The sequence below is a fragment of the Rhodopseudomonas faecalis genome (assembly GCF_003217325.1).
GTDB lineage: Bacteria > Pseudomonadota > Alphaproteobacteria > Rhizobiales > Xanthobacteraceae > Rhodopseudomonas > Rhodopseudomonas faecalis.
The window spans coordinates 1-22,542 of the sequence record NZ_QJTI01000013.1 but is presented as its reverse complement, the minus strand read 5'-3'; the positions used below and the strand labels follow the sequence as shown (position 1 = coordinate 22,542).

Below are 22,542 nucleotides of genomic sequence, written 5' to 3'. Positions count from 1 at the left end.
GAGCCTCCCGCTGTTTACTCGGAGGGAGGGCCGAGCTCACGACAACGTTGTGGATCGGAGATCCTCGGTGATTCCTGAAGAAGCTCATGGACGCGACCGGCGATCCGGCTTCACGCCAATGCTGATGTCCTCAACCGGGCTCCGTGCGCGGAATCTGACAACTCACTTGTGCGGAACGTGCTATGGCTTAACTATCTATATATCCGACCGAGCGGGGGCGCAGTTAAGAAGTGGGGCATGACTTTTTGAACGTCGAGATAAAACCAACGAAGCATAGTGCTCCGGGGCAATATCTCGGCTTTGCGCTTCAGCCCGTACGGGCGTTCTATCACCTGCTCACCGCGCCCAAAGGTGCCAAGGTTGCTCTAGAGCTGCAAGACGATGTCTCAGTCCATTACGCCGATGGCAGTGTTTGTCTTGAGCAGACGAAGAGCGCCTTGAAGCAAAATCCCATTTCGGACTGGGACGAAGACCTTTGGAAGGCCTTCGATAATTGGCGGGTCATGCTTGATGCCGGGCAGTGCCAGGCGGCATCCGCCACTTTTCGGCTGTACGTGACGCCCGCGAAGAAAGGCGCCTTCGCGGAGGCGCTCTCCGCGGCCGCGTCCGACGAAGAGGTTGATGCCACACTCGCCGTCATCAAGGCGAAGCTCGACAAGAAGAAGACTCCGCCAGCTAGCGCGGCCAAGGTGTTGGCGTTGCTCGATGCGCCCAAGGACCATCGCCATGGTCTCTTCCGGAATTTCGAACTGGAGGCGGAGGCGGACGATCCACTGGAAAGCATCAGGGATCGTCTTCGACCGTCGATTGCCGAGGCCCATATCGACATCATCGTCCGCTCCGGCATCGGCCAAGCGAAACAGGCGATGGATCGACTAATCCAGCGGGGCGAAAAGCCCATCCTCGATGCGGAAGCCTTCCGCCGCGATTTCCATGCCTTCATACGCCAAAACAACCTGCCTGGCCTGCTGGCATCGCTCAGCGAGTCGCCCGATGACACGCTGATCGCCGGCATCGCCGCGGCCCGGCCGGTGTTCGTGCGGCAGCTCGAACTCATCGAGGCGACCGAAGAGGACCGGCTTCGCGCCGTCAGCGACTATCTTCGCGCCTCGGCAGACAAGGCCGATTGGGCCGAACGTGGCGAGATATTTTCCGGCAGCCTGGACGGTTGGGACGAAGATCTCCTTAAGAAGTACGGCATTGCTAAAGGCGACGTCGCCGATCTGCACGGAGAGAAGTCGGCGGCGATCCAGGGCCGGCTGATTTACCGTCAGTGTGCTCAGCATGTCGCCCCCCTCGAAGGGCGGGCGGTTCCCAGTCATTTCGTTCACGGCAGCTTCAACGACCTAGCCGATCGTCGTCGCCTTGGCTGGCACGGCGATTATCTGACGCTGCTGGAAGGGGATGGCGAATGACGGCCTTATCCACCTTAGGGCTCACCGAACTCGATATCGTGCAGAATCCTGCGATCGGCGCTTATCTGATCTGGCAGTTCACGCTGGGCTATCAGGAAGACGGTGCCCAAGCGGCGCCGATCCCATTGGCGTTCCTGGTGTTGCCGATGCTTCTGCACCGGCAGACGTTCGATGAGGTGGCATCAACGCGAAAGGCGTCAGGCCTGCCGCTGTTCGCGGCGAAGTTCGAAAAGGAGCGGGAAATCTTGATGGGCATTCATGGGCGCGCGATCCAACTGCGGCCGCTCAGCCTTCAGTCGATCGGCGTGGCCGCGACATCGAAGCTCGTTCGGATCGATTACGACACAGCCCAGCTCCGCGGATATCCGCTCGATCTTCTCAACGCCGCCAAACCGAGATTGCCCGAACGACTGAAGGGATTTGCGGCGGCAGCCGATAAGCTCGGCTACTGGTTCTCCAGGCTCGGTCTAGCGCAGGTGGCCTCGACGCTGAGGGTGGATTTCTAATGTATTTTCAACTGCGCAAACTCATCCTCTGGCCCCGGCACGACGGCGAGCCACGCATTGTCGAGTTCCACCCGGGCGTCGTGAACGTTATTAGCGGCGCGTCGAAGACCGGCAAGTCCGCCGTGATCCCCATTATCGATTACTGCTTGGCGTCCGATAAATGCGCCATCCCGGTCGGTGTTATCCGAGAGAATTGTAGCTGGTTCGGCGTGCTCATCGACACGGTCGAGGGGCAGAAGCTGCTGGCCCGGCGCGAACCCGGCGACAAGCAAAGCACCAGCGACATGGTGATGATCGAGGGGGCCGAGGTCGAAATCCCGGCACACATCGAGGACAAAGGGACTACCACGCAGGTTGTCAAAGCGATGCTCAACCGGCTCGCGGGTCTCACCAACCTCGATTTCGAGCCAGAGGCGGATTCGAACTTCAAGTCGCGGCCGAGCTTCCGCGATCTCATGGCCTTCACCTTTCAGCCACAAAACATCGTCGCCAACCCCGACGTCATGTTTTTCAAGGCCGATACGACCGAGCACCGCGAGAAGCTCAAGACAATCTTCCCCTACATCCTACAGGCGGTGACGGCGGACATCCTGCAGGCCCGGTATGAGTTGGACCGGCTGTCGCGCAATCTGCGCCGGCGGGAGAACGATCTAAAGGCTATGGTGACTGCCGCCAATGCATGGCGGATGGAGGCGCAATCCTGGCTCCGGCAGGCGATCGAATTCGGATTGTTGTCGGCCGACCAGATTATCCCGACGGACTGGCCGGAAATCGTCGATCTGCTCCGCAGAGTCGTCGAAGCTAACGGAGATGCCGCGCATCCCACCCTTGCCGGTGTCGACACCGCGCTCGATCGGCTCCAGGCGCTTCGAGCCGAAGAGACCGTGGTTGCCACCGAGCTGACGCGGCATCGCCAGCGTCTTAGCGAACTGCGCCGCCTGTTGGAAAGCAGCGACATCTACGGCAGCTCGCTCCGTATTCAGCGCGACCGCCTCGCGCTGTCCGACTGGTTGCAAAAGCTTTCCACGGACGCTGAAGCGAGCGAGCCGGTCGCGCTCATATCGAACGGCGGCAAGCAGAAGATCGACCAGCTCACGGACGCACTCGCCTCGATTGAGGTTCGGCTTAGACCCATCCGAGTGTGTCCGACACGCTGGACCGCGAAGTGCTTCGTCTCCGCGCGGCGGCAGAAACGCAGCTCGTCCGGCTCAACGAGATCCGCCGAGAGATCGGCGTGCTCGAGCGGGATTCGAAGGCAGCCAAGCAGGCCATCGACCGGTTTGACCGTATGGAGCGCTTCCTTGGCCGTCTGGAACAGGCGCTCGAGCTATACGACCGCACCGACCAGTCCGCCGACCTGCGGCAGGAAATTGACGCGCTCAAGGCACAGATCGCCGAGCTACAGCGCAAGGTTTCTGAGACCGAAATCGCACGAAAGCTCCGCAATGCAGTCGACAGTATCGAGGCGACGACCGGACGCCTGATACCCCACCTAGATGCGGAGTGGCCCGATGCGCCGGTACGGCTCATGATCCCCGATCTCACAGTTAAGGTCATCAGGGGCACGCGCGACGACTACCTATGGGAAATCGGCAGCGGCGCCAACTGGCTGGCCTATCACGTCGCTCTGACGCTCGCCCTCCAGGTCTTCTTCCTTGACCTTCCGCATCATCCCGTGCCGGGTCTCCTGATCTACGATCAACCCAGTCAGGTCTATTTTCCGCGGCGGACCGCTGGAGATACCGGCGCGGACCCTGTGACTTGGCGTGATGACGATGTAGTCGCTGTGCGAAAAGTCTTCGCACTTCTGGGCGAGCAGGTAACGGCTGCGCGGGATCGGTTGCAGGTCATCGTGCTCGACCATGCCGACGAGGATGTATGGGGCGATTTGCCCAACGTCATTTTGGCCGAGGAATGGCGCGACCGCGCGTTGGTGCCATTCGATTGGCTTGAAGAGGAATGATCTCGGAACTGCTTTGGAGAATCCTGATCGGCCGAATCGGGGGTGCCGGCCGTCGAGATCGTGCTCCTGGAGTTGCGCGATAACATCGAGATCGGACGGTCTAGCTACGCAATAGGCAATGCTCGCACAATGCGTTATGCTATGTGGCGGTGATGGTACTTTCTTCGTGCGCGATGAAGCCATACACGTCGCCGCAGGCTGGGCCCAAGAAGCGTCTGATCTCGATAGATGGTGAAGCCATCAAAAATTTTTAGGCGCGATTTTCCCTTTAAGATCAATAGTGTAGGATTTTGACGGCCCATGGGTCGGCTTTCTGCGGGCCGAACAAGAAAAGACCACGATAAATCAGTATGTTAGGTGGGTTTTGAACAATTGAGTGGGAGTAATCACTCCCGCTACTCGTTACGGCAGAACATGAATCGAAAGCCCACCGGTTTCGGTGGGCTTTTTTCATGGGCAAAGCTCAAAGGGCGCAATAGCGAAGCGTATTGCGCCGCCGTAAACCATGCGCTGCGCTTCATCCGGGCTACTTGCTTTCCTCGCCATAGGACTGATTGCATCTTTCGGTTGCGTCAATCATAAACTGCCATGAAGGCGGGTGGATGGTCGACGTGATCGCGCCGGCCCTGCTCGCGAACTTCACGCAGGTGGTCAAGCCCGTAGGGCGGATGAGCGAAGCGTCATCCGCCATTTCGTGAGGACAAGCCCTGCGGTTATTCGGCGGGTTACGCCTTCGGCTAACCCGCCCTACGGGCTACGGGCGACTTGCTGAGGTTTTCGACGTGAGCAACAGCACTGATCCAGACGAGTCGAGAGGCGTGACACGGCGAGGATTGTTAGGCGTGTTAGCAAGTGGTGGTCTGGCATTGCCGGTCGCCGGCTGCAGTTTCCTGTTTCCAAAACGCTATCGTTTCCGCATGACCGTCGAGGTGGAGACACCCGACGGACTGAAGACCGGCTCGTCGGTGATGGAAATCAGCGCTTACAAGGCTCTCAAGATCCTGCCCGAAGAACATGCTGGGGGCGGAGACTTTCTCGGCGAGGCGGTCACGGTCGATCTGCCCGATGGCCCCATCTTTGTTCTGCGCGAGATCTGCGGCGGTTGTCAGCCGCTATCGGCGATGGTCACGTTGGCTTTCCTTCCCGAGACGCGGCGTGGGCATGTGGATTCGCATGTCGCGGCCGTCGGCAAGCTGGGGGGCTGGTTCGCCGACTACAAGGCCGAACTCCCGCGCAAAGACTGGCCGCGGATGGTGCGGTTTCGCGACCTAAGCGATCCCACCAGCGTCGAGTTGGTCCGCCCCGAGACGATCGGCGTCAAGCGGATTCGGCTCGAAACAACCAGCGACGAACTGACGACGGGGATCGACAAGCGACTACCGTGGCTAAACGATCGAGGGTCTTTGTTGGACTCACATAGTGGGCTGACGATTCATCCCACGTTGGCACAAACGATATCCCGTGATGAATTTTGGCGGAGGTCGAAGCGGTGAGCAATGATCCGGTGAACTGCCCCGGGTTTGCCGGAGGCCATTTGGTTTAAGCTACGCCGCCATGGCCGGTTGTTTCAGTATTGCGTAATAGCGTTGCGCGGCTTCCGCCGGCGGGATGTTGCCGATCGGCTGCGTTCAGCGGCAGCAGACGATGAGAGAATACTAATACCAACGGAAATTGATACCAACCCATCCGCATGTCATGGCCGGGCTCCGTCCCGGCCATCCACGTCTTTGATCTTGCGGCGCTTTCAAGACGTGGATGCCCGCGACAAGCGCGGGCATGACGAGTCAATGGTAGGAGCCGTTGGTATAAGCCATTGAAACATCTTCTCGGCATCGGGGGAATTAGAAATCCACAAACATCGAAGATCTAGTCGTTTATCCTCAAGCGCAGCCAGATGCGGCGCCGGTCGGCGCGACGGTTAAGAAACTCTGCAACGTGATAGGCGATCGCCTGGTTCGCAGTTCGACAAAGTGGATGAACGCGGCGCTCTCGGTCAGCTCGCGCGTCCGTTCGTTCCAATCCGGAGTTGATCGAGCTCATGTCGCTGCTTCATTCGGCCGGAGGTGGGCATGCACCAGAGACGGAGCGTGTCTGCGCAACCAGGGGATCCTCATTGCCGCAGCGCCGACCGGCGACCATTCTGGGAAGGCTTGGGGATAGGTGACGCTCTGCAGCACCACGAAGCCGCCTGCGCCGGCCAGGAATACAGGAATATCATCGATGCCCAGTCCGAACGGCATCGCGGGGGTTCGATATCGTCGCGTCGTGTAGAGCCCCTTCAGGGTGCGACGCGACAGCCACGGTGGAATCAGGTCGCAGAAGAGTTCCGCGTTCGGCAGCCGCTCGGCGATGGCGCGCAGCAAGCCTTCGACCTCCGGTCGGGTGAAATACATCAAGAGGCCGGCGGCCGAGACGAAGACCGGTTCAGCAGCGGAGACCGCGTCCATCCAGGCTGCGTCGAGCGCCGAGCAGGCGATCAGCGAATTGCGGGGCTCGGGTGGAAGAAATCGGCGGCGGACCGCGATGGCATCGGGGAGATCGACCGAGATCCAGTGCACGCTGCCGTTGTCCGTGCGCCAGAACTGGGTCTCGAGACCCTCGCCGAGCGCGACGACGGTGCCGTGGGGATGTGCGGCGAGAAAGCGGCGAATGAGATTGTCGGAGAATTTGGATCGCACGGCGTGCCAGCCATTGGGGCGTCCGAATTTGGCGAAATCATAGTCGAGATGGTCAATCAAAGCGATCCCGATCGGATCGTCGAAGAAACCGTTCAGTTTGCGAGCCTCCGTGGTGCGGGTCCACAATGGCCACAGCAGGGTCTCTGCAACGCCCGTGAGTGCGAAGTTGTTGTTCGGCGACTGTCGATCGGTCATTTGGAATGCCTATATTGCTCGGTTGGACGCCGCCGCAGGGTCATCGTCCGCCCCGGCGCCAAGCGGTTGGTGTGGTTCCGAAGCGTCGCCGGAATCTCTGAGCCAATGCACTCGGGCTACTGAAACCCAGCGCGAATGCAGTATCCGTGATCGGACGTTCAGTAGCTTCCAGCAGCCGGGCTGCTTTGGACAGCCGGCGCTCCTGCAAATAGTCCTGCGGTGACTTGCTGGTGGCAGCACGAAACGCCCGGGCGACATGCGATCGGCTGAGGCTGGCCGGGCGGTCGATTAGAGTTGGACTAATTCGATCGCTCGATCGTGCGATCTTCACGTGTAGTTCGGTGGCGCGTCTTCGCAAAGAAGTCGATTCAAGAAACGCGCAAATGTGAGAATTGCCACCTGTTGCGTCTAAGGGGTAAGGCATGACGCTGCTACTCAAAATCTCATCGACGCGCCGATGCCGACGACGGCCCCGCGCGACCGGCGCCCAGCCGCCACCCAGCGGATCGTTGTTCGGCTTCGCAGAGCTTTGCGTAGAGGCCGTCGGCGGCTAGCAGGACTTCATGAGTGCCTGCACCGACCAAGCGGCCATCCGCCAGCACGACAATGTGGTCGGCCTGGGCGGCGATCGACATGCGGTGAGTCACGATCAGCACCGTGCGGCCTGCAAAGCGGCGCGCCAGAGCGGTGCGGACCAGAGCCTCCATGTCGGCGTCAAGCGAGGAGGTGGCTTCGTCCAGCAGCACGATCGGCGAGTCTTTGAGAGCGGCGCGGGCGATCGCCACCCGCTGGCGTTCGCCGCCCGACAGCGTTCCGCCGGCTTCGCCAACAATGCTATCCCAGCCTTTGTCGAGCCCGGCCACGACCTCGTCGAGCCCGACGTCGCGTGCCAGCGCGTCGAGTTCGTGCTGTCGTGCTTCGGGCCTGCCGAGCCGGACATTGTCGCCGAGCGGGCGGTTGAACAAGAAAGGCTCTTGCTCGACGAAGGTGACGAACTGCGCGAGCGCCTCGGCTGGAATCCGTCGGATATCGACGCCCCCGATGGTGATCGTGCCGGCGCTGGCCTCGCGATGACGGGCAACGAGCGCCAGGATCGAACTTTTGCCGGCGCCGCTCGGCCCGACGATCGCGGTGACTTGGCCGGCCGGCACCTTGAAATCGAGCCCGCGCAGAGCCGCGTTGGACCGGCCGTCATAGGCGAGGGTGACGCCGTCGAATGCGATGTCGAAGCGATCGGGGATGGCGGCCGGCGGCTGGCAGGTCAGTGGAGGAGCGGCGAGGAATTCGCCGATCTCGGCGGCGGCGCTTTCTCCAAGCCGCAGGAGGGCGAGGTAGGCGGCGCTCCGCGCCAAAGCGCGGTTGGCGCCGATCGCCAGCACGGCGGCACAGCCGGCGGCCGTCAGCGCGGCGGCGCTTTCGGCCTGGCTGGCCGCCCAGGCAAAGCCGGCGAAGACGGCGATGTCGATGGTGGCCGCGCCGGAGCGCACCGCTCCGGACAGGCGCAGGCTGTGCGCCACCATGATGTCACGAAGTCTGCCGATCACCGTTGTAAGCGCGCTTTCCCGCAGCGGCAGCGCGCCGTGGGCGCGGATGGTGGCGAGGCCTTGCAGATGCTCCTCAATGCGCCGCGCGGCTTCATTGGTCGCCGGCTGCAGCGCTGCGAAGGCCCGTGCGATCAGCCGGTCGCTCAGCCAGCTCGTCAATGCGTAGAGGCCAACGCCGAGCAAGGCGGCCGCGCCGATCCGCCACGATAGCGCGCAACACAGCGCGAGCAGCAGCCCCGTGGTGGCCCAGCAGGAGACGAGTTCGCCCACCGCAAAGCTGAAGGCGATTTCCACCTTGCGTACCTGGTCGGTCGCAATCATGCCCAGCCGTGCCGATGACCACCGGCTGAACACGTCGAGCGGGACGTCGACCACGTGGCGAAGCAGCGCGCGGCGCAGCACCGTGGTCGCCGCAAAAGCCGCAGGCATGCCGATCCGGCCGGCGACCGCCGATGCGACGATGCGCATTCCGATCAGGCCGAGCACGGCGATCGGGGCCAGGATGACTAGCAACCCGGTGCCGATGGACTGAGCGCCGTCCGTCCAGGCCGGTACGGCCAGCGTCGCGATCGCAAGGGCCGCACACCCTCCCGCGGCCAGTTGCAGCAGCAACTGCACGACGATGCCGACGCGCGTCGAACGCGGCGTACGGCCGATCAGGGCGATCAGCTTCATGCGACTGTCTCCGGCAAAGCAGGGGCGGCGCGTTCGCTCTGTCGCCGCCACAGCCGGGCATAGAGGCCGTTGGCCGCGACCAGATCGTGGTGCCGTCCCTGCTCGATCAGCCGGCCGTGGTCGAGCACCAGGATGCGATCGGCGTTGCAGACGGTTTTGAGGCGATGCGCGATCACCAGGACGGTGCGGCCGCGCACGGCTTCGTCGAGCGCCTGCTGGATCAGCTCCTCGTTGTCGGGGTCGGCATAGGATGTCGCCTCGTCAAGCACCAGCACCGGCGTATCGCGAAGCAGCGCCCGCGCGATCGACAGCCGTTGCCGCTCGCCTCCGGAAAGGCCCGCGCCGCGGTCGTCGAGCATGGTGTCGTAGCCTTGCGGCAGCCGCGCGATGAAGCCGTCGGCGCGCGCGCGGCGGGCCGCTTGCTCGATCGCCTGGCGCGGCGCGTCGGGCCGGCCGAGCGCGATGTTTTCGGCGATCGTTCCCTGAAACAGGAATACGTCCTGCAGGACGAACGACACGGTATCGGCGAGCGTGGCGGCCTCGATCTGACGAATGTCGATGCCATCGATCGCGATGCTACCGTCGGCAACGTCGAAGAAGCGGCCGAGCAGGCGAACCAGCGTGCTCTTTCCGGCACCGCTCGGCCCGACCACGGCCGCGACCTCGCCGGCGGGAATGATGAACGACAGCCGATCGATCGCAAGGCGTTCGGCATAGCGGAAGCTGACGTTGTCGAAACTGATCGAACAGCGTTTTGGTCGAGCGGGGCGGTCCGGTACCGGCTGCGGCGGCGCGTCCAGCAATGTCTGGATCTGGGCGTACGCTTCGGCGATCTGCTCGATGCGGAACGAGAGGTTGCTGGCGCTCGCGAACAGGTCGTCGATGCCCAGCGCGAACGCGACCGCAATCAGCACGGTCGTCCAGTCGGCCGAGCCAAACGCCAGCAGCACGATGCCGACCACGCCGGTGACGGGCGCCGCTGACGACATGACGGCATTGGCGACGCTCATCGGCATCGCCAGATCGCGAATCCACGACCGGGCGTGAACGATATAGCGCTCGTAGAGCCGGTCGATCTGCGTCAGCGCCGCGCCCTCCTGGCGGAACACTTTCATGGTGGGGACCGCGCGCACGGCATCCGCAGTGGCGGCGCCGATCTGCCCGACGATCTCGTAGTAGGCGCGCGCTGCGCCATCGCCGCGCTGCATGAACCGAACGAACAGATAGGCTCCCAGCAGCGGCGGCCCGAGCGCGGCAAGCGCCAGCCGCCAGTCCAGAACCAGCAGGCAGGCGATCGCCACCAGCGGCGCGCAGATCGCGGCGGTCAACTCCGGCGGGAGATGAGCCACGCCGTCCTCGAGTTTGTCGACGTCATCCAGCACCACCTTGCGCAGGTCACCGGAATGCTTGCGGCCGAGAAACCCCATCTCGGTGCGTCCCAGCGCTTTGAGGATCGCCGTCCGCAGCCTTGCCTGGATTCGGAACGCGACCTGGTGAGCGACGCCGCTCGAGACCGCCGACGCCGCGCGCCCCAGCACGATGGCGAGCAGGACGGCACCGGCGATGAGCCCCAGGTGGCCGAGATCGGCAGATCCTGCAGAGAGCGTCAACCACAGTCCGACCTGCGGCGCGAACGACAATACGCCGCCGAGCAGCGCCATCAGGATGCTGACAACGACTCCAGTGCGGTGCGGCCGCATCTCGGCGATCAGAAAACTCAAGGCGCGCGACTGATCGGGCGAACCGGACCGCCCCGTGCCATTGCCGTCTGACGTTGCTGCGGAGTTTTCGGACGGCGCAGAGGAGGAGGTGTTCGACATGTTACGCGGTCGCGTGTCGCGAAGCGTTGAACGCTGCTCTCGTGGCCATCATCTCGGTGCCGAACATGCCGCCTCCTGCGCAATCCGATGACTGTCGGTGTGCCGATCCGCGACAGGCTTGTCTAACGAATCCGGGGCGGTGATTGTCGTGAACCGGACCATGATGGCGAGGCGCCGCCACGCGAAAATGGCGCCGCGCCAAACGCCGACATTCGCCGCACCGTCTCGGAGCGCGGCGAACGCCACCGGTGCGTCCGGGCGGATGCGTCCGGGCGTCATCGGCCGGTTCAATCGAAGGGGCCATCACATCAAAAAGCTCGGCGACAGATAGCATGCCGGCCGGCATCGCGGCGCCATGATCTGTATCGCCGATATCGGATCCGTGCGTCGACGACGCGCGGTTTTTCGCGGCCGGCGGTGCGAGCGTCTAAAATTGCTGCCGGTAACGGCTCGGCGCGACGCCCTTCACCTCGGTAAATATCTTGCTGAAATGGCTGAGGCTGTCGAAGCCGACGCTGAGCGCCGCGTGAGTCACGCTGTGCCCGTCGCGCAAGAGGGAGGCGGCCGCGTCCAGGCGAACTTGGCGCAGATAGGAATGGACCGAGTTGCCCACGATCTGGCGGAAGCCGTGCTTCAATTTCCGCTCGTTCAGTCCGACTTCGCGAGACAGGCGCGCGATCGTCCAATCGAGATCGTAGCGCGTCGAGATCAGCTGCTGTGCCCGCTCCACGCGCAGGCGTTCATGGGCCTTGATCGTCGATGATCCGGCCGACCTTCTGCACAACGCATCGACGACGATGCTCAGGCTTTCGATCGCCTTGCTGTGCAGATAGAGCCGCCGCGCCAATCCATCGGGCAACTGGCATCTGGCGATGTCCCATGCGGTCTGCTGCAAGGCCGCCGGCGAAGCCAAGCCTACGAGAAACACGTCCTGTTCCGGAACGCTATGCTCGGTGAGGAGATCGCCGCCGAGACGTGCCAGCGGCTCTCCTCCAACCTTCATCAAGAACGGCTGCTCGAAACGCAGGTCAATGAAATGCAGCCGCTGCGCCGCCGGAATGACCATTTCGCCGCGAGCGAACCGAGGGCTGGCGAACACCGCCGCCACCCGCGGGCCGATCGTGAGCGGTTTGGCGCCATTGATTGACAGTGCGCCTCGACCCTCGAGATACACGCTCAGCGAGAAGGTGGCCGGCCCTTCTTGCTGCCGCTGCAACGCCTTGGCAATGAACGTATCGATCGTGAAGATGGTCACGCTCTCGTCGAGCTGCTCCACGCGCGTGCCATCAGTCCAGCCAAGCGCCGCGATCTCATGATCGACTGCCTGCCGCCAGTCCGTTGCCGCTCCCTCGATCGAGGAAGAACAGTGTTGATTTGAAAGCACACTCGCCTCCAATCGAAGCCAACTCTCATCTTGGTTCGGCTTGCGTCAATAGCCGTCCCAAAATCGTTAGACAACATTCCGGTAACAGAAGACATGAGTGATATTGCAGATCGCAGGCTGGAAGGTTGGAAATGCTCTCAAGAAAAGTGTTTTTCGCGACGGTTTCCGGATTTGTTTTGATTGGTTCTAATCCGGTTCACGCTCAGAGCAGCAATGTCATCGCGCTCGATGCGATTACCGTCACGACGAACAAACGGGAGCAGCAGCTCGAAAAGGTCGATGGAGGCGTTTCGGTCGCGACCGCAACGGACCTTCAGGAAAAGAACGTCCGCACCATCGAGGACCTTCAAAAAGTATTCCCCAGCCTCGTTATCGACAACCGTGGCAATCGCGCCTACGCCAATTTCACCGTTCGCGGCATCTCGTCGCCCGACTACTACAGCCCCTCCGTGCAGGTCTATGTCGACGGCGTTCCGCAGGCGCCATCGGCGATGGTGCAGGATTTGGTCGATGTCGAGCGCGTCGAGTTTCTTCGCGGTCCGCAGGGGACATTGTACGGCCGCAACGCGGTCGGTGGCGTCATCAACATCATCACTAAGCAGGCGCGGACTCCGACCTCGACGGTGTTCGGAACCGTGGCCAACCGGCTGTTTGAAGGCGGCCTGACCACCACGGGAGTGCTGATCCCCGATACGCTGTTCATGGATCTGGCGGTGAAAGGAAGCCGCCGGCTCGGTCAGATCAAGGATACGGACGGCAGCAACGATCGTATCGACGGCTGGGATGGCGGCAGCGGGCGCGCGGCGCTGCGCTATGCGCCGACCGGCGGTCCGTTCGACGCCAATGTCTGGGTTTCCCATGAAGCGCTGCGGTCGCACGAAGAGACGTTCATTCTCGACCAGGACGTCGGCAAGCGGCTCTATCGGAGCCCGATCCTCAGTGCCTACGGTCCCTACAATGTCTTCGAGCGGCATATCACCACCACAGGCGTGTCGTGGAACTATCGCTTCGATGACTTCACGCTTTCAAACTCGACCTCGTTTCAGAGTGTCGACATGAAGCGCAAGCTGTTTGGCGTCGGCTATCCGGAGACCGATCACAGTCTCACCGAGGAATTGCGGCTCGCCTATGACGGTGGTGGCCGAGTCAAGGGAGTCGTCGGGCTGTCGTACTGGAACGACTGGTTCACCCGCGATGACGACGGTTACCCGGGCTACTACGGTCGGTCCCGCAACAAGGTGGAGAGCCGCAGCGCAGCCGTGTTTGGCGAAATGTCCTATGCATTCACCGAACGACTTGAACTGACAGCCGGCGCGCGAGGGGCGTACGACTGGGCCGCCATCAATTTCAACAGGCCCGATAGTTACGGCAATGGATCGGGTTTTGGATTTGATCAGACTGCCGACTTTTCCAGCTTCCAGCCAAAAGTGTCGCTCGGTTATCAGATCACCGATACGACCCGCGTCTATGGGTTGATTTCCGAGGGGTATAAGCCCGGCGGCTTCAATCATGCGGTGTCCTATCCGCAGGATGCCGAGGCCTATCGACCGGAGAAGGCCTGGAACTACGAAGCCGGCTTGCGCACCGCGCTGTTCGGTGGCCGGTTGTCGCTCACCACCGCGCTCTACCATATCGCCTCCAACGACAAGCAGATCTATGTCGGTCCCGCGGGTTTGCAGGTGATCCGTAACGCGGGCAAGGGTGAGAGCAACGGTGTCGAACTTTCGGCGATGCTGAAGCCGACCGATCAGTTGACTCTGAACGCGACGGCAAATTTCGGACGTTCTGAATTCACCGATCTGGTCGATCCGCTCAGCGGCGTGAGTTACACAGGCAATCGCGTGCCTTACGCACCGGACCAGACCGCCAACCTGTCGGCCCGCTATATCGTCGGGCAGACGTTCTTCCCCGGTCAGATCGCCGTGACGGGGGCGACCCGCCTCGTCGGAAAGACCTATTTCGATGTGGCCAATACGCTGTCGCAACCGGCGTTCGCGACCTACGACGCCGGTCTTGAATTCGCCTTCGACAAGGGGCTGACCGTCAAGATCTTTGCAGACAATATCGCCGATAAGGTTTACCGCACCGCGAGCTTCAACTATGGCGGGACCATCATCAGCACGATCGGGCTAGGCCGGCTGGTCGGTGCCTCGATGCAGATGAAGTTCTGATGGTCGATCGCGGAATTGGCGCGTCCGTTTCGGGAACTCGGTTACCGTTCGGATCGGTGCTGGCCGCCATTGGGGGCATCTACACGGCGCAGAGTGTCGTCGGCGGTGTGACGTTTCAGGGCATCCCGGCGGTGCTTCGCGCCAACGGGGTTGCCCTCGACGTCATCGGGCTGGTCTCGCTGGCGATGCTGCCATGGGCTTTGAAGTTTCTCTGGGCACCGTATCTGGAGCGCTACCGCCTGCCACGCGGCGCGAAACGCCGCTCGCGGCGCATTGTGATCGTCGGCGAGGGGCTGGTCGCCGTGGCGCTGGTCGGGCTGGCCCTGATGGGCGCGATCTCGCATGTGGCGCTGTTCGTCTGCATTGGCGTGACGGCGATCGCCTCCGCCACCGTCGATATCGCCTGCGATGGCTTTGCGATCGAACAGCTCCCGCCCGAGAGCCGGGGATGGGGCAACACCGCTCAGGTCGCGGGCGGCTATTTTGGGGTGGTGCTCGGCGGCGGCTTGTTTCCGATCATCGTGGCTTTCGCCGGCTGGATGTGGGCAGGGCTGGCGATGGCGGCTCTCATCGTGGTCCTGACGATGCCGTTCATGGCCACGGCAGAGCCCGATCGCGTGATCGATCACAAGGCGCGCCGTCCCAGTCTGGCCTTCGCTCTCGCTCGGCCCGCGGTGCGCTGGGGGCTGGTCCTGACGGTGTTGATCGAGATCGGGGTCCGGCTCGCGCAGGGCGTGGTTGGACCGTTCTTGATCGATGCCGGCATTGACCTTGCGGTGCTGGGGATGCTGAACGGCATCGGCGGCGCGATTGCTGGGATCGGCGGCACGGTGGTCGGCGGCGCTCTGGTGCGTTGGCTGGGGCCGCGGCGGGCGCTGCTGATCGGCGCCGCACTGCAGGCGCTGGCCTTGGCGACGCTGGCCGCTGCGGCGATGTTGGTGGCTGACAATGCGCCGTGGCTGGTTGCGGCCGTGATCTTGCAAACCATCACGATGGCGATCGGGTTCGTTGCGCTCTATTCGCTGCTGATGGGCCTCGCCTCGTTGTCACAGGCCGGCGTGGATTTTACCCTGTTTCAATGCGCCGACGCCACAGTCGCGGGTCTGTTCGGGTTTGGGGGCAACTTTGTCTCGCAGTATTTCGGTTATGGTAATTGCTTCGCGCTGGCTGCGCTTTTGGCCGTAGCGGGGCTCGCAATCATCCCAATCATCGTTCGAGAATTGCCCGGATCGGGAGTTCAGTGCTGAGGTGGCCTGGCGCTGTCGCGTCCTGGAGTGCAAGAAAGTGAGTTTTCCAATGTCGGATACGTCCGGCATCCATGCGCCGTCGATCAGCTGCAGATAGATCGCCTCAGAACGGTCTGTCCGCGTGCCGCGGCGCGGCGCCATTGTATTGATGGTCGCGTTGATCGCGATGTTCGGACCAGGACCAGGACCAGGACCACGAGTGGTTCGGCGATGGCTGCCTCAGTGGACATGATGCTGTTACCTCGTGACTTGTCGCCATGGGGCTTTCGACAGGCAGTCGTTGGAACACCAGATCGTGACGCGCCTGCCGGTTCGATGATCGAAAGCATAGATATTGGTCTGCGCCACCCGTTCGAGATCGGCGAACACGCGATAGCGTCCCTCGCGGTGCAATTGCGCCAGTTCATGTGTAAAGAAGTCCTGATAGTTGAATTTGGTCATTGGGGGGGCTCCGTCTGCTTCGGGCCAAGAAGGTCGATGACGCTGGCAAGCTGCATTTCATGGGCATCCGCCGCCACGGTTCGACCGAGGATTTCGAGCACGGTCGCGGCGGCGCTGCGCGCAGCCTCAACCAGTGAGCAGCCTTGCGTGAGTTTGGCGGTCAGCAGACCCGCGTAGAGATCGCCGGTGCCGACCGGAACGATGGGCAGGCGCGGCGATGTCAGCCGCGTGCAGGATTTGCCCTCGAACACAATGTTCTCAAGGGAGCCGTTCGGTGTGTCGTCCAGGGTGCAGCCGGTCACGACCAGTCTCGCTCCACGATGGCCTTGGATTTTCGCGGCAGCCGCATCGAGCTTGGTCCAGCTCGCAGGCTGAATTTGCGTTATCAGCTCGATCTCGAACTGGTTCGGTGTCAGCAGATCGGCCAGCGGCACAAGCTCGCTGCAAATGCACTCGACCACTTGATCCGCGACGAACACCCCGAGATTGGAGTCGCCCATCACCGGATCGCAAATATAGGTAATGTCCGGGTTGATCTGGCGCGCGCGCCGCACGAAAGCCGCAACCACATCGCCATTCGCGCGGGAGCCGAGATAGCCGGAGACGATATAGCGACTTGTCTCGATCAGCCCGCGTTCCTCGACGCCGCGCAGCAGATCGCCGACAAGCTCGGATTCGAGGACGCGCCCGCGCATGGTTTCGAAACCGGGATGGTTCGACAGCAAGGTTGTCGGCACCGCCGCCACGTTCAAACCGTGGGTTTGCATGGGCAGGACGGCGGCGCTGTTGCCGACATGGCCATGCACAACTTGGCTCTGGATCGAGATGACGGAAGTGGTCATCGCCATCACTTCGCCGCTCCCTCGTTCACGATCAGGTCGGCTCGTTCACGGCGCGGCAGACGGCCATTCAGAACCATGTGAGCGACAAGACCGATCACCAGCCCCCAGAACGCACCGCCGATGCCAAGCAGTTTGATATTGGCAGCGGACGCCAGGAAGGTGATGAGCGCCGCTTCGCGCGATGTCGGATCGGCCATTGCGCCGGCCAGGCTGCCGCCAATCGTGCCGAGCAGCGCAAGACCGGCAAGCGTCGTGATGAAGGTCGCCGGGAAGGCCATAAAGACAGCGGCGAGCGTGACACCGAACACCCCGACCAACACATAGAAGCAGCCCGCCGCGATGCCTGCGATCCAGCGCTTACGCGGGTCTTCATGGGCTTCCCTGCCGGTGGCGATTGCCGCCGTGATGGCCGCAATATTGAAGGCATGAGAGCCCAACGGAGCCATGATGAGGGAACCGAGGCCCGTTACGGTGACGATGGGATTGGCGCTCGTCTTGAAGCCGTCATTCCGCAACACGAGCATTCCCGGCATGTATTGGCCGGTCAGCGTGATGAGGAACAGGGGTAGCGCGACGGATAGAAGCGCATTCACCGAAAAGGCCGGCATCGTGAAGACCGGTGCAGCGAACCCCAGTTTCAGCCCCGAAAGATCGACCCGGCCCTGCGTCAGCAGGAGGACCAGCCCAAGAGCGAGGATGCCGACCACGGCATAGCGTGCGGAGAAGCGCTTCAACACGACATAGGCGACGATCAGCAGTCCGACCAGCAGCGGATCGACGCTTGCGCCGCCGAATGCACCGATGCCGAATTGCAGCAGGATGCCTGCAAGCAGACCGGAGGCGATGCCCGGCGGAATCAGCCGGATCACCTTCTCGAAATAGCCCGATAGCCCAAGCGCGACGAAGGCCGCCGCCGAGATCATGTAAGCGCCGACCGCCTCCGCATAGGGCGTCGTTGCCAATACCGTGACGAGGAACGCCGCCGCTGGCGTAGACCAGGCAGTGATGATCGGTTCGCGAAACCTCCAGCTCAGGAACAGTCCGGTCACCCCGACGCCAATCGAAACCGACCAGACCCAGGAGGCCGTCAATTCCGGGCTAAGCCCCGCAACTTTCGCGGCCTGAAAGACCAGAATGAAGGTGCCGCCATAGTTGACGATAACGGAGATCAATCCCGCCACGATGGGATGGGGCAGATCGTTGAGGCGGATGGGCGATGAACTGGGCGGCATGGTCGTGACGAAACTCCTGAAGGCTTTGGGACCGCGAAGGCGATGAAGTGTCTTGACAACTAGCCGACCAATGGCCTGAGTTTCCCATCCACTTTTCCTCAGAGATACAGACCATTTGTTCAAGCACTCCCAACTCGAATCCGTGAAGGCATGGCTTGCCCATCCCGCCCATGCGGCGATGCCGCTTCATGCGCGGATTCAGCGGGCGATCCGGCAACTAATCGTCGATGGCGCACTTGGGCCGGGCAAACCGCTGCCGGCGTCGCGTGCGCTCGCAAAATCGTTGGGGGTGTCACGCGACACGATTGAAGCGGCTTACGCGCAGCTTCATGCTGAGGGGTTCATCGACCGCCGTGTCGGCAGCGGCAGTTTCGTCGCCGAGATCACAGAGTTCACGCCCGGCCACCGCCTTTCCCAGCGGGACGCACTCGCGCGCAACCAAGCCCCGAACCTCAGCAAACGTGGCAACGGCATGTTCCGCAGCGGCGGGGTGCGCGAGATGCTGATCCCGCGCCCCTTTGCGCATGGCGTGCCGGAAACCCGGACATTTCCGCTTCCGCTCTGGGAGAGGTTGGAACGGCAGGTGCGCAAGGAGGTCGGCGCGCAGGCCCTCCATCACGGCGATCCGCAGGGAACCGAGCCGCTGCGCTGCGCCATCGCCGACTATGTGAACCTTGAGCGCGGAGCGCGCGCGACCGCCGACCGCGTATTGGTGCTGACCAGTTCGCAGCAGGCCATGTCGCTCTGCGCCAATATGCTGCTCGATCCCGGTGATCGGATCTTCATCGAAGATCCGGCCTATTACGGCGCGCGCAAAGCCTTCGATGCGGCAGGGCTGGAATGTGTTCCGATCCGCGTTGATCGGCAGGGCATCGTGGTCGAGCAGATCAGGGCCGAACCACGAAAGGCGAAGGCCGTCTTCCTCACGCCTTCGCATCAGTTCCCAACCGGCGCGACGCTGGCGCTGGATCGTCGGCTCACCCTGATCGAATGGGCCGCCCGGCATCAGGCGTGGATCATAGAAGACGATTACGACAGCGAGTTTCATTATGCGGGCAAGCCGACGGCCTGCGTGCAGGGCCTCGATCCGCATGACCGCACCATCTATATCGGCACCTTCACCAAGTCGCTGTTTCCGGGCTTGCGGATCGGCTATGTCGTGCTGCCGCCGCAACTGGTGAAGCCGATGACGGTGGCGCGCACGCTTCTGGACGGTCACACGGCCCCCATGGCGCAACTGACGTTGGCCCGCTTTATGGAAGGCGGGCATTTCGGCGCGCATGTCCGCACCATGCGCGGCATCTATGCTGAACGGCTCGATGTGCTGGTCAGCCTGGTCAACAAGCATCTGTCAGATTTTGTCGAACCGCGCGTTCCTATCGGCGGGCTGCAAATGCCCTGCTTGCTGACGGGCAATCTAACCGAGCGCGCCGCCATCGACGCGGCGCGACGGGTTGGGATCGAGCTTCTTGGGTTGTCGGCGCTCCACGCATCAGGCGAAGCCGGGGCCGGTTTTCTAATGGGCTTTGCCGCCTATACGCGGGCCGAGATCGAGGTTGCGGTCAAGAAGCTGGCAAACGCACTCCGGGCGATATCGAAATCACCATAGATCAGCCGTTTCCGTCTCAAACAAAATGGTCTGATCGATTCGCGAAAAGTGGAGGGGAGCGGCAGACCACGCCCATGATAGGAGCTGGTGAAACACCGCCGCGCGAGGCAGCCCGGCGACGGACCAGTCATCAGCGCCTTGAAGGAGATCAGCAATGCAAACATCGGCCGCGCCGCATGCAGTCCAGAATGTCGAAAAAGCAGGTGTGAGCGCAGCCGGGTTGTCCGCCGCCGATAATGCCGTTGCTGCCGCAATCGCCAGCGAAAAGATCCGGCAGCGCGAATCCATCGAACTGATCGCCTCGGAGAATTTTGTCAGCCAGGCCGTGCTCGATGCACAAGGGTCGGTGCTCACCAACAAATATGCCGAAGGCTACCCGCATCGCCGTTATTATGGCGGTTGCGTGAATGTCGATGTCGTCGAGGATTTGGCGATTGAGCGGCTGAACAGGCTGTTCGGCAGCTCTTACGCCAATGTGCAGCCGCATTCGGGCAGCCAGGCCAACCAGTCGGTTTTCCTCGCGCTGCTCAACCCTGGCGATACGATCCTCGGACTCGACCTCAAGGCGGGCGGGCATCTCACTCATGGAGCTGCGGTCAACATGTCGGGCCGTTGGTTCAACGTCGTCAGCTATGGCGTGGACCCGGAAACCCATCTCATCGACATGGATCAGGTAGCCGCCCTTGCCCGTCAGCACCGGCCCAGGCTGATGATTGCCGGCGGTTCGGCCTATCCGCGCGTCATGGACTTCGCGCACTTCCGCCAGATCGCCGATGACGTTGGCGCGACTCTGCTGGTCGATATGGCGCACTTCGCCGGTCTGGTGGCCGGCGGCGTCTATCCGTCGCCCATTCCTTTCGCCGATGTCGTCACCTCGACCACGCACAAGACCTTGCGCGGACCACGCGGCGGGTTCGTCCTGACCAATGATGCGGAGATCGCGAAGAAGATCAATTCGGCAGTCTTTCCCGGTCTGCAAGGCGGTCCGCTCATGCACGTCATCGCCGCGAAGGCCGTAGCGTTCGGCGAGGCGCTGGAACCGTCCTTCCAAACTTATGCGCGGGCGGTGGTCGAGAATTGTCAGGCTTTGGCGCAGGCTCTTGCCGATGGCGGCTTGAAGATCACCTCCGGCGGCACAGATTGCCATCTGGCCGTGGTCGATCTGCGTCCCATCGGCGTAACCGGAAATATCGCCGAAAAGGCGCTGGAATCAGTCGGCATCACGCTCAACAAGAATGCCATACCGAACGACCCGGAAAAACCGATGGTCACATCGGGCATCCGCGTCGGCAGCGCCGCCGGGACATCGCGCGCCTTTGGTGTCGATGAATACCGCCAGATCGCCGCGTTCATGCTCGACACCCTCGAAGCTATCCGTAGCGGAACGCTCGATGCCCGCCGGCCGGAGATCAATGGCCAGGTGCGCCAGCTCGTCGCGCGTTTCCCGTTGCCCTATTGATCGGAGGCGAGATCGGCATGGACCCGCGATCTAAGATCGAGCTTTTGCCAGAGGACATCGCTCGCTTCGGCAACGACCCCGCCACGACATTCGCGGCGAACCTGAAAACCGTGCAGGCGCGTATCGCGGCTGCCTGTCATCGTTGCGGGCGGTCTCCTGACGACGTGCGCCTTCTCCCCGTCACCAAGACGGTTCCGGCTCATATCCTACGACTTGCCTATGCTGCCGGGATTTCGGATTTCGGGGAAAACAAGCTTCAGGAGGCGCGCGACAAGCAGGCGACCTTGAGCGAATTACCCATCCGCTGGAGCATCATCGGGCATCTCCAGACCAACAAGGTGAAATATCTGGTCCGGCTGGCGACGGAGTTTCATGCGCTCGACAGCTTCCGGCTGGCGGAGGAACTGAACCGCCGGCTTGACGCTCTGGACCGCGATCTTGATGTCTTCGTGCAGGTCAACTCGTCGGGCGAGGAAAGCAAATATGGCTTGCACCCAGACGATCTCATGCCCTTCGTCGCACGCCTGTCGGAATATCCGCGCCTCAAGCCGCGCGGTCTGATGACACTGGCGATCTTCAGCGCTGATCAGAGGCGGGTGCGCACCTGCTTTCGCCTGCTGCGCGATTTGCGGGATCGCGCCATCCGGTCCCATCCGGGACTCACGCAGCTATCCATGGGCATGTCGGGGGATTTCGAGATCGCCATCGAAGAAGGCGCGAACGTCGTGCGGGTCGGCCAGGCCATCTTTGGTGCGCGGCCGACCGGCAATGCGTTCTATTGGCCCGGTCTCGCTGAACAGTGAATAGCTGCATGTTTGGCGATATCCAGTCAGGCAGTTCAGACTGCTCCTCTATCCCCGCGTGAATGCCGGCCCTTCGCATTTCCTGCCTCTATCCAGATCCCGCCATCGACGGATTGAGTTGGGCGAAGGCCTCCAGCTGACGATAGGGATAATGGGAATAAGGCGCGGGAACAGCGCTTACCTCGTCCAGCTTTGCGACACCCGGATTGCGCTGCGCTCCATCCGGGCTACAGGCCTTTCCTGCTTTAGTGCTGATTGCACCTTGAGGTTGCATGGGCCATAAGCCTCCATGAAGGCGGGCAGGGCTCCACGTGATCGCGCCGACCTGAGATATCGCGACGGGCCTGCTCGTGAACTTCACGCAGGTGGTCAAGCCCGTAGGGCGGATGAGCGAAGCGTCATCCGCCATTTCGCCAGGACAAGCCCTGCGGTAATTCGGCGGGTTACGCCTGCGGCTAACCCGCCCTTGTAATAGCGAAATCGAATATCGTTGGGGTGTTCCGAAAGGAATGCTCTGCCGCGGACGGCCATCCGCGGCAGAGCGGCTGGCGATCGGAT

19 protein-coding genes are annotated in these 22,542 nt (G+C 62.3%); 9 read left to right on the top strand and 10 right to left on the bottom strand.

Features of this window, described 5'->3' with window-relative positions:
• Positions 1 to 230: 230 nt before the first annotated feature.
• Together BJ122_RS11605 and BJ122_RS11600 are read left to right on the top strand one after the other, a co-directional pair.
• A complete protein-coding gene (locus BJ122_RS11605) occupies positions 231 to 1,415 on the top strand; it encodes an ABC-three component system protein (protein ID WP_146227184.1) in 1,185 nt (394 codons plus the stop codon).
• Positions 1,412 to 1,921 (top strand): three component ABC system middle component, encoded by a 510-nt coding sequence (locus tag BJ122_RS11600; protein ID WP_110781181.1) that lies wholly within the window; start codon positions 1,412 to 1,414, stop codon positions 1,919 to 1,921. Before BJ122_RS11605 ends, BJ122_RS11600 begins: the two co-directional genes overlap by 4 nt.
• Here the strand turns inward: BJ122_RS11600 and BJ122_RS19280 are convergent.
• Together BJ122_RS19280 and BJ122_RS19275 are read right to left on the bottom strand one after the other, a co-directional pair.
• Positions 1,918 to 2,454: a hypothetical protein gene (locus BJ122_RS19280; protein ID WP_110781180.1), complete on the bottom strand. Its 537-nt coding sequence runs from the start codon at positions 2,452 to 2,454 to the stop codon at positions 1,918 to 1,920. The two genes, BJ122_RS11600 and BJ122_RS19280, sit on opposite strands and share 4 nt — an antisense overlap.
• A gap of 117 nt (positions 2,455 to 2,571) precedes the next feature.
• The gene (locus BJ122_RS19275) at positions 2,572 to 2,937 is read right to left on the bottom strand and encodes a hypothetical protein (RefSeq protein ID WP_110781179.1); all 366 of its coding nucleotides are present in this window, start codon (positions 2,935 to 2,937) and stop codon (positions 2,572 to 2,574) included.
• A gap of 353 nt (positions 2,938 to 3,290) precedes the next feature.
• Here BJ122_RS19275 and BJ122_RS11585 point away from each other — a divergent pair, with 353 nt between their 5' ends.
• Together BJ122_RS11585 and BJ122_RS11580 are read left to right on the top strand one after the other, a co-directional pair.
• Positions 3,291 to 3,884, top strand: coding sequence for a DUF3732 domain-containing protein (locus BJ122_RS11585; RefSeq protein WP_245407711.1), 594 nt, complete (start codon positions 3,291 to 3,293; stop codon positions 3,882 to 3,884).
• 782 nt (positions 3,885 to 4,666) lie between these two features.
• Complete coding sequence (locus BJ122_RS11580) at positions 4,667 to 5,377, top strand: hypothetical protein (RefSeq protein WP_146227183.1); 711 nt, start codon at positions 4,667 to 4,669, stop codon at positions 5,375 to 5,377.
• A 543-nt stretch (positions 5,378 to 5,920) separates the two neighbouring features.
• Here the strand turns inward: BJ122_RS11580 and BJ122_RS11575 are convergent.
• The 5 genes from BJ122_RS11575 to BJ122_RS11550 all read right to left on the bottom strand — a co-directional run bounded on the left by BJ122_RS11575 (position 5,921) and on the right by BJ122_RS11550 (position 12,192).
• The gene (locus tag BJ122_RS11575; protein ID WP_110781177.1) at positions 5,921 to 6,757 is read right to left on the bottom strand and encodes a class I SAM-dependent methyltransferase; all 837 of its coding nucleotides are present in this window, start codon (positions 6,755 to 6,757) and stop codon (positions 5,921 to 5,923) included.
• Between the two features lie 40 nt (positions 6,758 to 6,797).
• A complete protein-coding gene (locus BJ122_RS19900) occupies positions 6,798 to 7,181 on the bottom strand; it encodes a helix-turn-helix transcriptional regulator (RefSeq protein ID WP_110781176.1) in 384 nt (127 codons plus the stop codon).
• 19 nt (positions 7,182 to 7,200) lie between these two features.
• Complete coding sequence (locus BJ122_RS11565; RefSeq protein ID WP_110781175.1) at positions 7,201 to 8,976, bottom strand: ABC transporter ATP-binding protein; 1,776 nt, start codon at positions 8,974 to 8,976, stop codon at positions 7,201 to 7,203.
• Entirely contained in the window at positions 8,973 to 10,697 is a 1,725-nt protein-coding gene (locus BJ122_RS11560) for an ABC transporter ATP-binding protein (protein WP_181418940.1), read from the bottom strand. Before BJ122_RS11560 ends, BJ122_RS11565 begins: the two co-directional genes overlap by 4 nt.
• A 526-nt stretch (positions 10,698 to 11,223) precedes the next feature.
• On the bottom strand, positions 11,224 to 12,192 hold the full coding sequence (locus tag BJ122_RS11550; protein ID WP_245407705.1) for a helix-turn-helix transcriptional regulator: 969 nt from the start codon (positions 12,190 to 12,192) through the stop codon (positions 11,224 to 11,226).
• 119 nt (positions 12,193 to 12,311) lie between these two features.
• Between BJ122_RS11550 and BJ122_RS11545 the strand changes: the two genes are divergently transcribed.
• Positions 12,312 to 14,351, top strand: a complete 2,040-nt coding sequence (locus tag BJ122_RS11545; protein ID WP_110781172.1) for a TonB-dependent receptor — start codon at positions 12,312 to 12,314, stop codon at positions 14,349 to 14,351.
• Positions 14,351 to 15,598: an MFS transporter gene (locus tag BJ122_RS11540; RefSeq protein WP_110781171.1), complete on the top strand. Its 1,248-nt coding sequence runs from the start codon at positions 14,351 to 14,353 to the stop codon at positions 15,596 to 15,598. The genes BJ122_RS11545 and BJ122_RS11540 overlap by 1 nt, the downstream gene beginning before the upstream one ends.
• A 237-nt stretch (positions 15,599 to 15,835) precedes the next feature.
• On the opposite strand, the gene BJ122_RS11535 is transcribed toward BJ122_RS11540, so the two are convergent.
• Genes BJ122_RS11535 through BJ122_RS11525 form a run of 3 tightly spaced genes read right to left on the bottom strand, consistent with a single transcriptional unit; the run spans position 15,836 to position 18,113 of the window.
• Positions 15,836 to 16,039: a hypothetical protein gene (locus BJ122_RS11535; protein WP_210205450.1), complete on the bottom strand. Its 204-nt coding sequence runs from the start codon at positions 16,037 to 16,039 to the stop codon at positions 15,836 to 15,838.
• On the bottom strand, positions 16,036 to 16,887 hold the full coding sequence (pdxY, locus tag BJ122_RS11530) for a pyridoxal kinase (RefSeq protein WP_110781170.1): 852 nt from the start codon (positions 16,885 to 16,887) through the stop codon (positions 16,036 to 16,038). The genes BJ122_RS11535 and pdxY overlap by 4 nt, the downstream gene beginning before the upstream one ends.
• Complete coding sequence (locus tag BJ122_RS11525) at positions 16,887 to 18,113, bottom strand: benzoate/H(+) symporter BenE family transporter (RefSeq protein WP_110781169.1); 1,227 nt, start codon at positions 18,111 to 18,113, stop codon at positions 16,887 to 16,889. The genes pdxY and BJ122_RS11525 overlap by 1 nt, the downstream gene beginning before the upstream one ends.
• A 115-nt stretch (positions 18,114 to 18,228) precedes the next feature.
• On the opposite strand from BJ122_RS11525, the gene pdxR reads away from it, so the two are divergent.
• The 3 genes from pdxR (at position 18,229) to BJ122_RS11510 (ending at position 21,984) form a co-directional block, all read left to right on the top strand.
• Positions 18,229 to 19,722, top strand: coding sequence for a MocR-like pyridoxine biosynthesis transcription factor PdxR (gene pdxR, locus BJ122_RS11520; protein WP_110781168.1), 1,494 nt, complete (start codon positions 18,229 to 18,231; stop codon positions 19,720 to 19,722).
• Positions 19,723 to 19,876: 154 nt separating this feature from the next.
• On the top strand, positions 19,877 to 21,181 hold the full coding sequence (glyA, locus tag BJ122_RS11515; RefSeq protein WP_110781167.1) for a serine hydroxymethyltransferase: 1,305 nt from the start codon (positions 19,877 to 19,879) through the stop codon (positions 21,179 to 21,181).
• A 17-nt stretch (positions 21,182 to 21,198) separates the two neighbouring features.
• Positions 21,199 to 21,984 (top strand): YggS family pyridoxal phosphate-dependent enzyme, encoded by a 786-nt coding sequence (locus BJ122_RS11510; protein ID WP_110781166.1) that lies wholly within the window; start codon positions 21,199 to 21,201, stop codon positions 21,982 to 21,984.
• Positions 21,985 to 22,542 lie beyond the last annotated feature (558 nt).

What these genes read in the sequence shown, in the direction of transcription:
- glyA (WP_110781167.1), top strand. Translation starts at nt 19,877, where the DNA reads ATGCAAACATCGGCCGCGCCGCATGCAGTCCAGAATGTCGAAAAAGCA.
- pdxY (WP_110781170.1), bottom strand. Translation starts at nt 16,887, where the DNA reads ATGGCGATGACCACTTCCGTCATCTCGATCCAGAGCCAAGTTGTGCAT.
- BJ122_RS19900 (WP_110781176.1), bottom strand. Translation starts at nt 7,181, where the DNA reads ATGCCTTACCCCTTAGACGCAACAGGTGGCAATTCTCACATTTGCGCG.
- BJ122_RS11510 (WP_110781166.1), top strand. Translation starts at nt 21,199, where the DNA reads ATGGACCCGCGATCTAAGATCGAGCTTTTGCCAGAGGACATCGCTCGC.
- BJ122_RS11525 (WP_110781169.1), bottom strand. Translation starts at nt 18,113, where the DNA reads ATGCCGCCCAGTTCATCGCCCATCCGCCTCAACGATCTGCCCCATCCC.
- BJ122_RS11565 (WP_110781175.1), bottom strand. Translation starts at nt 8,976, where the DNA reads ATGAAGCTGATCGCCCTGATCGGCCGTACGCCGCGTTCGACGCGCGTC.
- BJ122_RS11600 (WP_110781181.1), top strand. Translation starts at nt 1,412, where the DNA reads ATGACGGCCTTATCCACCTTAGGGCTCACCGAACTCGATATCGTGCAG.
- BJ122_RS11540 (WP_110781171.1), top strand. Translation starts at nt 14,351, where the DNA reads ATGGTCGATCGCGGAATTGGCGCGTCCGTTTCGGGAACTCGGTTACCG.
- BJ122_RS11535 (WP_210205450.1), bottom strand. Translation starts at nt 16,039, where the DNA reads ATGACCAAATTCAACTATCAGGACTTCTTTACACATGAACTGGCGCAA.
- BJ122_RS11575 (WP_110781177.1), bottom strand. Translation starts at nt 6,757, where the DNA reads ATGACCGATCGACAGTCGCCGAACAACAACTTCGCACTCACGGGCGTT.
- BJ122_RS11545 (WP_110781172.1), top strand. Translation starts at nt 12,312, where the DNA reads ATGCTCTCAAGAAAAGTGTTTTTCGCGACGGTTTCCGGATTTGTTTTG.